Genomic DNA, 13,559 nt, shown 5'->3' with positions numbered 1-13,559 from the left:
CAGTTCCCTGGGCTGGAATCCCGTCGTCTCGGGCGCTTTCGGCATGGGTCCGGACGGCGACCCGGCAAGAGCTGCCGGGCAAGGGGCGTTTCCTGCCCCCTGAAGAATCGATTCTCGGAAGATGTGGTCTCAGAACATATGCCCGCTGCGCTCCGCCTTGGTGCGCAGATAGCCTTCGTTGTGGCCGTTGGACGGGAAGATATGGGGAACGCGCTCGACCACCTCGATCCCGCAGCGGGCGAGCTGGCGCAGCTTCTCCGGGTTGTTGGTCATCAGCCGCACGGCGGTGAAGCCCAACTGCCGCAGCATCTCCGCCGCCGGCAGATAGACCCGCTCGTCCGCCTCGAAGCCGAGAATCTCGTTGGCGTCCACCGTGTCGAAGCCGCGGTCCTGGATGCGGTAGGCGCGCAGCTTGTTGACGAGGCCGATCCCCCGCCCCTCCTGCGCCAGATAGAGCAGGACGCCGCTGCCCTGCCGGGCGATCTCGGCGATGGCGCCGCGCAGCTGCTGGCCGCAGTCGCAGCGCAAGCTGCCCAGCAGGTCGCCGGTGAAGCATTCCGAATGCAAGCGGGCCAGCACCGGCTCGCCCGCGACCGGGTTGCCGACGATGATCGCCAGATGCTCCGGCCCGCCGTCGATGGGGCGGAAGGCGGCGATGCTGGTGTTCTCGGCGCCGGACAGCGGGACGCGGGCCTCGGCCACCCGGCGCAACGTGCGCACCACATGGACACGGTAGTCGGCGATGTCGCGGGCGCGGACCAGCAGCAGGTCGTGCTTCGCCGCCCATTCCGCGGCGCTGCCGGTGTGGCCGGCGGCGGGGGCGACAATGGCTGCCGGCAGCAGACGCGCCAGCCGGGCAAGGTCCACCGCCGCCGTTTCCCGCGACCCGGGGTCCATGGCCGTGGCGGTCAGGCCCTCCGGCATCGCCCCGTCCGGGCGGTGTTCGGGGTCGGCCAGCGTGTGGGCCTCGTCCGCGGTCAGGCAGCGGGGAAGCGACAGGGCGACGACTCCCGTCCCCTCCCCCATCAGCTTCAGCACCGTGGCGCGGCGGCGGGTGACCGCCAGGACCGGCGCGGCGCCGGTCAGCTGCACCAGCCGCTGCACGGCGTCGATCGCCACGGATTCCACCGACACCGCGGCGCCGACGCTGCCGTCGGCGGTCTCGATGGCGACGGCCTCGCCCCGGCGCAGGGCGGCCGTGGCCCGGTCCACCGCGCGCATGGCGGCTTCGTCCATGGGCAGGACGGCTTCGGGCGGGGCGGAGTCGGAAGGGGCGTCGGCGTACATAACGGAGGCTTCGCGTGCTGCGCCCCGAAGGGCGAAAGATCCCGACATGGGTCGGAGAGCGCGGGAAGCAAAGCGCAGGTGGCGCACCCCTGTCCAGCAAATCCCGCGCGCCACACCGTTGCCGACGGCGCAACGATGCTGGAAACCGCCGCCGGTGCGGGCGAAACCGGATTGTGCCATGCTCAGGCCTTTCCGATAAGTCTAGGGCAATCCCGCGCGGGCCATGATAAGTTCCGCGCCCGGAGCCACCGGTGAACGCCCCCGAATGACGCTTGCGAAACGCATCCTTCTGATCGACGACGACACCGCCCTCCGGCAGTCCCTCGCCGAGCAGCTCCAGCTTCTGGAGGAATTCGAGACGGTGGAGGCCGGGGACGGCGCCTCGGCGCTGGCCGTGGCGCGGGAGGGCGGTTTTGCCGCCATCCTGCTCGACGTCGGGCTGCCGGACATGGACGGGCGCGACCTGTGCCGCCTGCTGCGGCGCGAGGGGGTGCGCTGCCCGGTCATCATGCTGACCGCGGCGGCCTCCGACGCCGACACCATCCTCGGGCTCGATTCCGGGGCCAGCGACTACGTCACCAAGCCCTTCCGCATGGGGGTGCTGCTGGCCCGGCTGCGCGCCCAGCTCCGCGTCCACGAACAGAGCGAGGATGCCGTCTTCGCCATCGGCCCCTACAGCTTCCGCCCGGCGGGCAAGCTGCTCCTCGCCGACGGCGGCGCCCGCAAGATCCGCCTGACCGAGAAGGAAACGGCGATCCTGAAATACCTGTACCGGGCCGGGGGCGCGGTGATCGGGCGCGAGACCCTGCTGGGTGAGGTGTGGGGCTACAACGCCGGGGTCACCACCCACACGTTGGAAACCCACGTCTACCGCCTGCGCCAGAAGATCGAGCGCGACCCGTCCAACGCCGAGATCCTGGTGACGGAACCCGGCGGCTACCGTCTGGTGCCCTGATCCCCAGTCAGGCGACCGCCGGCCTGCCGCGGCGCGGAACCATCCTCATCCCTGCCCATTGAAAAGATTGATTTCCGGGCCGCCGCGGCACGGACCCCCGTCGGGCAAGGAGATGACGTCTTGGTAGCCATCGTCGATCACGGCAGACCGGCAAGGGCCATCCATCCCTTGCACGCGGTGCTGCTTGCCGCCTCCCTTCCGCTGTTCCTGGGGGGCCTGCTCTGCGACATCGCCTATTCCAGGAGCTTCGAGATCCAGTGGAGCAACTTCGCCGCTTGGCTGATCGCCGGCGGCATGGTCTTCGCCGGCTTCTCGCTCCTCTGGGCCTTCATCGACCTGTTCCGCGCCGGCCGGCGCCGCGGCCGCGGGCTCGTCTACTTCGTCCTGCTGCTCATCACGTTCGCGCTCGGCCTCGTCAACGCCTTCGTGCACGCGCGGGACGCCTGGGGAATCATGCCGGAGGGCCTGATCCTGTCGGCGGCCGTCGCCGTGACCGCCCTCCTGGCGACTTGGTTCGGCTTCTCCAGCTTCGGCATGAGCCGTCCGATGGGAGAGACGCGATGAAACGCTCCAGCCTGCTGGCCGCCGCCGCGCTCGTCGCCCTGCTGACCGCCTGCGACGACAACAACCCGTCGCAGCCCGTGTACGGCGCCAACCCGCCGCTGCCGGAGCAGCAGCACGGTCTGCTGCCCAGCATGAAGATCGCCAACCCCGCCTCCTGGGGGGACCGGAAACCGACCGTGCCGGAGGGCTTCACCGTCACGGCGATCGCCACCGACCTCGGCATCCCGCGCCAGACCCTCGTCCTTCCCAACGGTGACATCCTGGTCGCCGAAGGCCGGGGCGGCTCGGCCCCGCCGCTGCGGCCCAAGGACTTCATCGCCGGCATCATCAAGGCCAAGGGCACAACCTCGGTCCCCAGCGGCAACCGCATCACCTTGCTGCGCGACGCCGACGGCGATGGGCAATACGAGGAGCGCACGGTCTTCGCCGACCATCTGAACGCGCCCTACGGGCTGGCCTTCGTGAACGGCCAGATCTACGTCGCGAACCAGGACGCGCTGGTGCGCTTCCCCTACCGCGAGGGCCAGACCCGCGCCGAGGGGCCGCCGGAGAAGGTCACCGACCTGCCCTCCTACATCAACCATCACTGGACCAAGTCGCTGGCGGCCAGCCCGGACGGGCGGTTCCTCTATGTCGGCATCGGCTCCAACAGCAACATCACCGAGCGCGGGATGCCCGCCGAGGCCGACCGCGCGATGGTCTGGGAGATCGACGCGCGGACGGGCGCGCACCGGCCCTACGCCACGGGCTTGCGCAACCCCACCGCGCTGGCCATCCAGCCGGGAACGGGCACACTGTGGGCGGTGGTCAACGAGCGCGACGAGCTTGGCCCCAACCTCGTCCCCGATTACCTGACCTCGGTCCGTGAAGGCGGCTTCTACGGCTGGCCCTTCAGCTATTGGGGCCAGAACGTCGACCCGCGCGCCCAGCCGCAGAAGCCTGAACTGGTCGCCGCGGCGATCAAGCCGGACTACAGTCTGGGATCGCACGTCGCGGCCCTCGGCGTGGCCTTCTCCTCGCCGGTGATGGGCGAGCGCTTCGCTGACGGCGTGTTCGTCGGAGAACATGGCAGTTGGAACCGCAGCGTGCCCAGCGGCTACAAGGTGATCTTCGTCCCCTTCCGCGACGGCGCACCCTCCGGTGATCCGGTCGAGGTCGTGACCGGTTTCATGGGCGAGGACGGCCACACCTACGGCCGGCCGGTCGGCGTCACGGTCGATCCGAAGGGTGCGCTGATCGTTGCTGACGACCTGTCGAACACCGTCTGGCGCGTCGCGGTGACCGATCGCTCGCCCAGCGCCCAGGCACCAGCGGATATGGGCAGCGCGACGTCCGATGGGAACGGATCGTCCAATTGAAACTGGGAACGCCGCGTCAGGGCCGCTTGCCGAGCGGTCCTGACCGGTCCGAGATGGTGACGGCGACCGGATAGCCCATCCAGCGCTGGCGCTTGTTCTCCAGGGCTGCACCGCTGCGGGCCGGCCCGGCTGGACGCCCGCCGCCCCACAGGCCGCGGCCGCGCGGCACCACGGGCAGCAGGCGGATCTTGCGCCCGACGATGGCCAGACGGCGCCGCCAATGGGCGACCAGCTTGGGCGAGGTGCCAACCCGCCGCGCGATCTCGTGATCGGCCAGCAGGGCGCTGTTGGGGTCCTGCAACAGGTCGAGGATGGCGCGGCGCTTGTCCAGGCTGGTGTGGCGGCTGTGCTTGCGCTCCAGCGCCTTGCCGAGGTCCCAGAGCTTTTCCGCGGTTTCGCGGGCGAGGCCGCGCCAGCGGTCGGCCTCCTCGCGCTGGCGCTCCATGTCGCCGTTGCTCTTCTCCAGCTGCCGCTTCAGCCCGGCGATCTCCAGCTCCAGGTCACGCACTTGGCGGCGCAGCCCCTGGACGAGCTGGTCGGGCGGCGGCGGACGATCGGGCGGTGGGGCGCTGGCGGCGGGTGGCGGTTCCGGAGCGGTGGAGACCGGACGGGCGCCGCGGGCGAGATCGCGGAACGACAGGCCGGCCCTCGACAGCATGATGCGCGCGGCGCGCAGAGCGGACTGGGCCTCGCCCTGATGCTCCGACTCGGCCATGGCGAGGACTTTGGCGAGTTTGTCTGGGTCCATCCGAGGGGTCGGGGTCCGGAGGCGATTTTTCGCGTCGATGGGCGAACGGGCGCAAACTACCACATCTTATTGGATTGGGCATCTCCACATCTCGGCGGTGCGGCACGCCTTTTCCTCCTACCCCCGTCTCGCGCCGTCCCCCCTTCCATCGAGGCGGACCGGCTTATGGACGCGCCGGAGGGTCGTTTCGTGAAGCAACCTTTTCACTCGACTCGCGAGGGTCCTACCGCCAAATTGTCGGTACCATGACGGCACGAACCGTTTCCGACGCCTGTTCCGGTGCGCCTGACACCCCGCCGGACTTCACCGTTCGCTTCTGGGGCGTGCGTGGCAGCATCGCCTCCCCGGGGCCGGACACGGTCCGCTACGGCGGCAACACCCCCTGCGTCGAGCTGCGCTGCGGGGACGTTCTTCTGGTTCTCGACGCCGGCACCGGCCTGCGCCCGCTGGGCGAGGCGCTGATGCGCCGGGGGGAGGCGGTGGACGTCGATCTGCTGCTGACCCACAGCCATCTCGACCACATCTGCGGCCTGCCCTTCTTCGCGCCGGCCTTCGACGCGGCCAGCCGCGTGCGGATCAGGGCCGGTCATCTGGAGCGGGAGCGGACGATGCGCTCCGTCCTGGAATGCATGATGTCGGCGCCGCTGTTCCCGGTGCCGGTGGAGATCTTCCGGGCCGACTGCACCTTCCACGACTTCGTCAGCGGCCAGACGCTGGCGGTGAAGCCGGGCGTCACCGTGCGCACCGCCGCGCTGAACCATCCGGACGGGGCCACCGGCTACCGCGTGGAGTTCGCCGGGCGCAGCCTGTGCTACGTCACCGACACCGAGCATCCCGCCGAGGGCCGCGACCCCGCCGTGATGGAACTGGTGCGCGGCAGCGACCTGCTGATCTACGACTGCACCTACACCGACGCCGAATACGCCACCCGCGTCGGCTGGGGGCATTCGACTTGGGAGGAATGCCTGCGCATCGCCGACGAGGCCGATGTGAAGCGCGCGGTCATCTTCCACCACGATCCCCGGCGCAGCGACGCCGAGCTGGACGTCATCGCCACCGCCGCCGAGGCCCGGCGCCCCGGCACGCTGGTCGCCCGCGAAGGCATGGCGCTTCCTCTCTGACTTGGCCCCTTTGACCGACAACTATCCCGTTGGACAGTGATGCGCCGATGACACGGCCAAGCCTCCGTTCGCGTCCCGTGGCCCGTTGTCACTGCCGGATCGTGTGACAATTATGGTATGAAAACCGCCTGCAACCGCAGAGAGAACTCTGGGGAGACGCATGCGGCATCTTCTGCGCTTATCGTTGCTGGGCCTGCTCGCTGGCGGAACGCTCGCCGGCTGCGCCTCCACTCCGGGTTCCCAGGCCTCGTTCGATGGCGGCCCCCGCTCGATCGTCCTGCACCATCCCGCCAGCGGCGAGACGGTCAGCGTCACCTACCGCCGCGCCGACGGCTATGACCCGCAGGCCCTGGACCGCATCGCCACCTTGTTCCGCGACCGCCGCACCGGCGAGACGGTGCCCGTCGATCCCACGCTGGTCGAGCTTCTCGCCGACCTGCGGGACCGCTGCGGGGCCGGCCCCGACACGCCGGTCCACATCACCTCCGGCTACCGCTCGCCGCTGACCAACGTCACGCTGGCCCGCAGCAACCCGAACGTGGCGGAGAACAGCTATCACCTGCGCGGCCAGGCCGCCGACATCTCCATCCCCGGCGTCCCGCCCCGCCGCCTCGCCGACGAGGCTGCGGCCCTGCAGCGCGGCGGCTACGCGCTCTATCCCCACACCGGCCACGTCCATGTCGACACCGGCCCGGTCCGCACCTGGAGCCCGAAGGGTGGCGACCCCCGCATCCTGGAGGCCAGGGCGACCCCGGCGAAGGCCGCGTCGGGCAAGGCGGTCGCCGCCAAGCCCGCTCCCACCGCCCCGCGGACGCAGGTCGCGGCGGCGGAGCCCACCCCGCCGAAGCGTACTCCGGCCAAGGCCGCGCCCGCCTCCACCCCCGCGAAGGGCAACGACGCCGACCTCGCCCGTGTCCGCATGGTGCTGGCCTCCCTCAAGGAGCAGCCGGAGCCTGCGGCGAAGAAGAAGCCCTGAGCTTTACCGATACGGGTCCGCGGCGTCCCGCAGGCCGTCGCCGAGGAAGTTGAAGCTCAGCACGGTCACGATCACCGGCACCACCGGCAGCATCAGCCAGGGGTACAGCGCCACCACGTTGATGTTCTGCGCCTCGGTCAGCAGCACCCCCCAGCTGGTGATCGGCGGGCGCAAGCCGAGGCCGAGGAAGCTCAGCGCCGTCTCGCCCAGGATCATGCCGGGGATGGCCAGCGTCGCCGAGGCGATCAGGTGGCTCATGAAGCTGGGCAGCAGATGCCGCCCGATGATGCGGGCCGGGCTGGCGCCCATCAGCTGGGCGGCGGTGGTGAAGTCCTCCTCGCGCAGGGCCAGCAGCTTGGACCGCACGGCGCGGGCGAGACCCGTCCATTCCAGAAGGCCCAGGATCACCGTGATCCCGAAATAGATGAAGATGGGGTTCCAGGTGACGGGCAGGGCGGCGGACAGGGCCATCCACAGCGGCAGCTCGGGGAAGGAGCGGATGATCTCGATCAGCCGCTGGATCAGGTTGTCCACCCAGCCGCCGTAATAGCCGGCGATGCCGCCGATCACGATCCCCAGCACGAAGCTGACCGCGACGCCGATCAGCCCAATGGTCAGCGAGATGCGTGTCCCGTAGATCATCCGCGACAGCAGGTCCCGCCCCAGCCGGTCGGTGCCCATCAGGAACAGCGTCCCGCCGTCGGCCGGGCAGGCGAGGTGCCAGTCGCTCTCCACCAGCCCCCAGAACTCGTAGCGGTCGCCGCGGCAGAAGAAGCGGATCGGCTGCACCTTCGCCGGGTTGGGCGTGTAGTCCCGCTTCAGGATCTCCATGTCCAGGCGGTAGCTGTAGCCGTAGACGAAGGGGCCGACGAACTGCCCCTCGTGGAACAGGTGCACGGTCTGCGGCGGGGCGTGGATGAAGTGGGAATTGCGGCTGTCCACCGCGTAGGGGGCCAGGACCTCGCTGACCAGGGTCGAGGCGTAGAGCAGCAGCAGCACGATCCCCGACGCCACCGCCAGCTTGTGCCGGCGCAGCTTCCACCAGACCATCCGCCATTGCGAGGCGGTGGTGAAGCGCTCCTGCTCGGGCGACAGCCGCTCGACCTCGTCGGGGTTCCAGGGGGCGGTGTCGACGGTATGGGGCAGGGGAGTCCGGGTCGGAAGGGAGGCGCTCATCGGCTGGCTCCCCCGCTCAGGCGGATGCGCGGGTCGAGCGCGGCCAGCGCCAGATCGGACAGGAAGACGCCGATCACCGTCAGCACCGCCAGGAACATCAGGAAGGACCCGGCCAGATACATGTCCTGGCTGCGCAGCGCCTGGAGCAGCATCGGCCCCGTCGTCGGCAGCGACATCACCACCGACACGATGGCGGCGCCGGAGACGACCTGCGGCAGCAGGTTGCCGATGTCGGACACGAAGGGGTTCAGCGCCACCCGCAGCGGGTATTTCACCAGCGCCCGCCCCGGCGGCAGGCCCTTGGCCCGCGCGGTGACGACGTAGGGCTTGTGCAGTTCGTCCAGCAGGTTGGCGCGCAGGCGGCGGATCATCGCGGCGGTGCCGGCGGTGCCGATGACGATCACCGGAATCCACATGTGCTCGAACACGCTCATCGCCTTGCCCCAGCTCCAGGGCTGGCCGATGTAGCGCGGGTCCATCAGCCCGCCGATCGAGGTGCCGAACCACACGTTGGCGAAATACAGCATCACCAGCGCCAGCAGGAAGCTGGGCGTCGCCAGCCCCAGGAAGCCCAGGAAGGTCAGGACATAGTCGCCCAGGCTGTACTGCCGCGTCGCCGAATAGATGCCGATGGGGAAGGACACCACCCAGATGAACAGGATGGTCGCGAAGGACACGATGGCGGTCAGCGACAGCCGGTCGCCGACCACGTCCGATACTGGCAGGTTGTATTCGAAGGAATAGCCGAAGTCGCCGCGCAGCATGCCGGCCAGCCACAGCGCGTATTGCTCATACATGGGCCGGTCGAGCCCGTAGGTCTCGCGCAGCATGGCCAGCCGGCCCTGGTCCATGCTCTCGCCCCGGCTCTGCATCTCGTTGACCAGCGTGGTCAGATAATCGCCGGGGGGAAGCTGGATGATGACGAAGGTGATGACGCTGATCGCCAGCAGCGTCGGGATCATGATGAGGATGCGGCGGATCACGTAGCCCAGCATGGCCTCACCCCTTTCCGTCGAACCAGAAGCCGTCGGGCCGGTACAGCCCGAAATGCGCGCCGGGGTCGTAGTTGAACAGACCCTCCTCCGGCACGTTGCGCAGGGTGCGGCGCGCCACCACCGGCTGCGGCACCCCGGCCACCGTGCCGATGGTGAAGACCTGCTCGGCGTTGAGCGTCAGGATGCGGGTCCAGGCCGCCGCCCGCCCCGCCTCGTCCGGGGCGTCGCGCCAGGCGCGGAAGGCCTCCAGAAGGTCGCGCGCTTCGGGCATGTCGGGGCGCTCGCCGTCCTTGCCCATGGTCTGGAAGAACTGGCCCCATTTCGGCCACTGGTACTTGGCCTGATCGACCGGCACCAGCTCGCCGGGGCTCATGTCCGCGGTGGCGATGGCGTTGTCCAGCCCGCGCGAGATGGACATGCAGGTGTCGCCGGCGAAGATGCGGTTGCGGAACACATCGAGCTGCGAGGAGCGGATGTAGAGCCGCGCCCCGATGCGCCGCCAGCCGTCGGCGATCAGCTCCAGGGCGTCGGTCTCCTCCGTGCTCTCCCCGGCGGTCTCCACCACGATCTCCAGTGGGCGGCCGTCGGGCAGCAGGCGGACGCCGTTGACGTCGCGCTTCGTCAGGCCGATCTCGTCGAGCAGCCGATTGGCCTGCCGGACGTCGAACTGCGCCCAGCGGTCGCGGAAGGCCGGCACCCACAGGGGCGAAACCTCCAAGAGCGTGTTGTTGGACGGGATGGCGAGGCCGTAATAGATGACCTGGTTCATCTCCTCGCGGTCGATGGCCAGCGACAGGGCGCGGCGGTAGCGCACGTCGCGGTTCAGCGCGCGCCACACCGGGTCGTTGCAGTTCAGGTTGGGGAACAGCGCCACCTGCGCCCCGATGCCGGTGCGCCACAGCGTGACCCGGTAGTCATTGCGCTTCGCCCCCTGCTTCAGGAAGGTGTAGTTGTCGAACCGCAGGTAGCGCGCCTGGAGGTCGCTCTCGCCCGCCCCCGTCTTGGCCGGGATGATCTTGGCGTCGGCCACCGTCATGATGACCCGGTCGATGTAGGGCAGCTGCCGCCCCGCTGGGTCCACCCGATGGAAATAGGGGTTCCTTACGAAGATGAAACGTTCCGCGGGCGGAGCGGTCGTCGGCACCCAGGGCTGCAGGGTCGGCAGGTCCGGGTTGTCGAACTCGGTCAGATTGTCCTTGCGGTTGTGAAGCTGCTGCCAGCTTTTCTGCCGCTCCGCCTCTACCCGCTGCTTCAGCTCCAGCGGCTCGGTGAAGCGGGGGTGGAAGCGCCGCAGGTAATGGGCTGGGGCGTAGATCTCCACCGGCTTGGCCCCGGCCAGCATCGGCAGGAAGAAGGGGTTGGGGCGGGTCCACGTGTAGCGCACCGCGGCGGCGTCCAGCACCTCGAACTTCGGCGCTTCCCCGGCCACCAGCATCTCCGGCGGCGGCCCGCCGGGGAAGCGCTTGGCGTTGTTGGCCATGTCCTCCCACCAGTAGCGGAAGTCCTCCGCCGTGAAGGGATGGCCGTCCGACCAGCGGTGGCCGCGGCGCAGCGTGAAGGTGAAGATCCGCCCTTCCTCCACATCCACCCGCTCCAGAATGTCGGGCACGATGCGCAGGCTTGGGGTCAGCGCGACCAGCCGGGCGTAGCTGTAGACGTAGATCAGCCGCGTGTCCTTGGTCCGCGCCATCAGCAGGCGCAGGTCGCCGCCATGGCGCCCCGGCGACTGCCAGGGCCGGTCCATCGGCTCGACCAGCGGGGTGAGCGGCAGCCGCTTCTCCACCGGCGGCAGCGATCCGGCGCCGACCGCGTTCTCCAGCATCGGCGTCTCGACCGCGTCGAAGGCGCTGAGTCCGAGGAAGGCGAGCAGCAGCAGGGCGGGGCGGGGCAGCCTCATCACGCCACCTCCCGCACGCGGACGGCGGCGTCGGCGCGCACGCAATGGCCGCCGCCGAGATCGACCAGATGGGGCTGGTGGTCGTCGTCGATGGTGAAGGGGGCCGGCCAGCGCGCGGGGTCGGAGGCGCGGCCTTCCTCCAGGTCGGTCAGCGACAGCGGGCGGCTGGGGTCCGGTTCCGGCACGGCGGCCAGCAGGGCGCGGGTGTAGGGGTGGACCGGGTTGCGGAACAGCGCCTCGCGTGGAGCCGACTCGACGATCCGCCCACGGCACATCACCAGGATGCGGTCGGCCAGGTAGTCCACCACCGCCAGATTGTGGCTGACGAACAGGTAGGTCAGGCCGAGCCGTTCCTTCAGATCCTTCAGCAGGTTCAGCACCTGCGCCTGGATCGATACGTCGAGCGCCGACACCGGCTCGTCGAGCAGCAGAAGCTCGGGCCGCAGGGCCAGCGCACGGGCGATGCCGATGCGCTGGCGCTGGCCGCCGGAGAAGCTGTGCGGGTAGCGGCGCAGATGCCGCGCGTCCAGCCCGACCAGCCCCATCAGCTCCTTGACCCGCGCGGCGCGCTCCGCCTCGTCGCCGATGCCGTGGATGACCAGCGGTTCTTCAATGATGTCGAAGACGGTCATCCGCGGGTTCAGGGAACCGAAGGGGTCCTGGAAGACGAACTGCACCTTGCGGCGGAAGGCGGTCAGGGCCGCACCCTCCAGCCCCAGAACGTCGACGATCCGGCCATGGTCGTTGAAGCGGACGCTGCCCTGATCCGGAGTCAGGGCGCGCATCAGGATCTTCGACAGGGTGGTCTTGCCGCAGCCCGACTCGCCGACCAGCCCGACGCATTCGCCGCGCGCAATGGCAAAGCTGACGTCGTCCACCGCCAGCGTGCCCGCCCCGGCCTTGGCGCCGAACCAGCCGGCCTTGCGCGCGCCGTAGCGTTTGCGCACCCCCTCCACCGCCAGCAGCGGCCCCGCCGCGTCGGCGCCGGGCGGCCAGGGCTGGTGATCCTTCTCCAGCAGGCTGCCGCCCTGCGATGTAATCGAGCGGATCGGCACCAGCCGTTCCCCCGGCGCCATGTGGAAGCGCGGAACGGCGCGCAGCAGCGCCTTCAGGTAGGGATGGCGCGGATCGGCGAAGATGTCCTCGCGGGTGCCGGATTCCATGATCCGCCCGCGGTGCATCACCACCACCTCGTCGGCGAGGTTGGCGACCACCCCCAGGTCGTGGGTGATGAGCAGGACGGCCATCCCGAGATCGGCCTGGAGGTCCTTGATCAGCTTCAGGATCTGCGCCTGGATGGTGACGTCCAGCGCGGTCGTCGGCTCGTCGGCGATCAGCAGGGCAGGGCGGCAGACCAGCGCCATGGCGATCATCGCGCGCTGGCGCAGGCCGCCCGACAGCTCGAACGGGTAGGTGTCCAGCGCCCGCTTCGGGTCGGGGAAACGCACCCGGCGCAGCATGTCCTCGGCTTGCGCGCGGGCCTGCCGGGCGGTCACCCGCTGGTGCAGCCGCACCGCCTCGCCCACTTGGTCGCCCACCGTGTGCAGGGGCGACAGCGAGGTCATCGGCTCCTGGAAGATGATCGAGATGCGGCCGCCGCGCAGCGCCTGCATCGCCGCACCGTCGGCCTTCAGCCCGGCGATGTCGACGGGGCCACCACCATTGTTCACTGCGCCCTTGTTTACTGGGCCCTCGTTGACGATTCCGTCATCGAACAGGATTCGCCCGTCCGCGATGGCGGCGTTGCGGGGCAGGATGCGCAGGATCGACTGCGCCGCCACCGACTTGCCCGACCCGGATTCCCCGACCAGGGCGACGGTGGAACCGGCCCGCACCCGGAAGGACACGCCGCGCACCGCGTGGACCACGCCGCCCGGCACCTGGAAATCGACCTTCAGGTCCTCCACCCGGAGCAGCGTGCGGCTCATGGCGCCGGCCTCTTTTCGTTGGGGTCCTCCGGCGGCTCGATGCCGAGGGCGATCAGATTGTCCACCGTCACCGGGGTCAGCGCCACGCCGTTGCGCCCGGCGGCGAGGGCGGCCTGTTCGATCAGCGCGTCGAAGCCCTCCAGGTTGCTGTCGAAGCGCAGGGTCGTGCCGCCACCCGTCAGAGCCGCCTGCATCCAGCCGTCGTCGCGCCCCCGCCTGGTCGCGTAGTAGCGCAGCTTCAGCCCGGACAGCGCGTCCCAGCGGATGGCGCCGCCCAGCGGCCCGTCGGCCCGCAAGCCCTCGCCGTCCATGGTCAGGCGGGTCAGCTGGCGTTGCAGGGTGCGCGCCGCGAAGACCGCGAACAGCACCGCGCAGGCCCCCAGCGGCACGGCGATCCAGGGGATGACGGGCAGGAAGGCCAGCGGCAGCACCGTCAGTGCCAGCCCCGCCCCGGCCCGCGCGTAGTCGCCGGCGAGCGCCCCGGCGGGGTAGCGCATCTCCGCGACGCTCGGCGTCTCTCTGGTCGAGGGTCTGGCCATGGGCAGCTCGGCCAT

At 70.0% G+C, this 13,559-nt stretch carries 12 protein-coding genes; 5 read left to right on the top strand and 7 right to left on the bottom strand.

The window, feature by feature from the left end:
* Positions 1–129: 129 nt before the first annotated feature.
* Positions 130–1,287, bottom strand: a complete 1,158-nt coding sequence (ribA, locus tag H1Q64_RS04475) for a GTP cyclohydrolase II (protein ID WP_237904544.1) — start codon at positions 1,285–1,287, stop codon at positions 130–132.
* 265 nt (positions 1,288–1,552) lie between these two features.
* Between ribA and H1Q64_RS04470 the strand changes: the two genes are divergently transcribed.
* From H1Q64_RS04470 to H1Q64_RS04460, 3 genes are all read left to right on the top strand, one after another.
* Positions 1,553–2,242 carry a response regulator transcription factor gene (locus tag H1Q64_RS04470; protein WP_109069931.1) on the top strand — a complete coding sequence of 230 codons (690 nt, stop codon included), beginning with the start codon at positions 1,553–1,555 and terminating at the stop codon, positions 2,240–2,242.
* A gap of 120 nt (positions 2,243–2,362) precedes the next feature.
* Positions 2,363–2,806: a DUF2231 domain-containing protein gene (locus H1Q64_RS04465; protein ID WP_237904543.1), complete on the top strand. Its 444-nt coding sequence runs from the start codon at positions 2,363–2,365 to the stop codon at positions 2,804–2,806.
* Positions 2,803–4,164 (top strand): PQQ-dependent sugar dehydrogenase, encoded by a 1,362-nt coding sequence (locus tag H1Q64_RS04460; RefSeq protein ID WP_237904542.1) that lies wholly within the window; start codon positions 2,803–2,805, stop codon positions 4,162–4,164. The genes H1Q64_RS04465 and H1Q64_RS04460 overlap by 4 nt, the downstream gene beginning before the upstream one ends.
* A gap of 16 nt (positions 4,165–4,180) precedes the next feature.
* Here the strand turns inward: H1Q64_RS04460 and H1Q64_RS04455 are convergent, their stop codons facing one another.
* Entirely contained in the window at positions 4,181–4,912 is a 732-nt protein-coding gene (locus H1Q64_RS04455) for a hypothetical protein (protein WP_237904541.1), read from the bottom strand.
* A gap of 245 nt (positions 4,913–5,157) precedes the next feature.
* Here H1Q64_RS04455 and H1Q64_RS04450 point away from each other — a divergent pair, with 245 nt between their 5' ends.
* Entirely contained in the window at positions 5,158–6,033 is an 876-nt protein-coding gene (locus tag H1Q64_RS04450) for an MBL fold metallo-hydrolase (RefSeq protein WP_237904540.1), read from the top strand.
* A gap of 160 nt (positions 6,034–6,193) precedes the next feature.
* A complete protein-coding gene (locus H1Q64_RS04445; RefSeq protein ID WP_237904539.1) occupies positions 6,194–7,009 on the top strand; it encodes a YcbK family protein in 816 nt (271 codons plus the stop codon).
* Positions 7,010–7,012: 3 nt separating this feature from the next.
* Here the strand turns inward: H1Q64_RS04445 and H1Q64_RS04440 are convergent, their stop codons facing one another.
* The 5 genes from H1Q64_RS04440 to H1Q64_RS04420 are packed head-to-tail and all read right to left on the bottom strand — an operon-like array spanning position 7,013 to position 13,559.
* Entirely contained in the window at positions 7,013–8,185 is a 1,173-nt protein-coding gene (locus H1Q64_RS04440; RefSeq protein WP_237904538.1) for an ABC transporter permease, read from the bottom strand.
* Positions 8,182–9,180 carry an ABC transporter permease gene (locus H1Q64_RS04435; RefSeq protein ID WP_119507538.1) on the bottom strand — a complete coding sequence of 333 codons (999 nt, stop codon included), beginning with the start codon at positions 9,178–9,180 and terminating at the stop codon, positions 8,182–8,184. The genes H1Q64_RS04440 and H1Q64_RS04435 overlap by 4 nt, the downstream gene beginning before the upstream one ends.
* A 4-nt stretch (positions 9,181–9,184) precedes the next feature.
* On the bottom strand, positions 9,185–11,077 hold the full coding sequence (locus tag H1Q64_RS04430; RefSeq protein ID WP_237904537.1) for an ABC transporter substrate-binding protein: 1,893 nt from the start codon (positions 11,075–11,077) through the stop codon (positions 9,185–9,187).
* A complete protein-coding gene (locus H1Q64_RS04425; RefSeq protein ID WP_237904536.1) occupies positions 11,077–13,005 on the bottom strand; it encodes an ABC transporter ATP-binding protein in 1,929 nt (642 codons plus the stop codon). Before H1Q64_RS04425 ends, H1Q64_RS04430 begins: the two co-directional genes overlap by 1 nt.
* Positions 13,002–13,559: a hypothetical protein gene (locus H1Q64_RS04420; protein ID WP_237904535.1), complete on the bottom strand. Its 558-nt coding sequence runs from the start codon at positions 13,557–13,559 to the stop codon at positions 13,002–13,004. The genes H1Q64_RS04425 and H1Q64_RS04420 overlap by 4 nt, the downstream gene beginning before the upstream one ends.

The organism is Azospirillum brasilense (assembly GCF_022023855.1).
GTDB lineage: Bacteria > Pseudomonadota > Alphaproteobacteria > Azospirillales > Azospirillaceae > Azospirillum > Azospirillum brasilense_F.
This window is presented reverse-complemented; position numbering and strand designations above follow the sequence as displayed.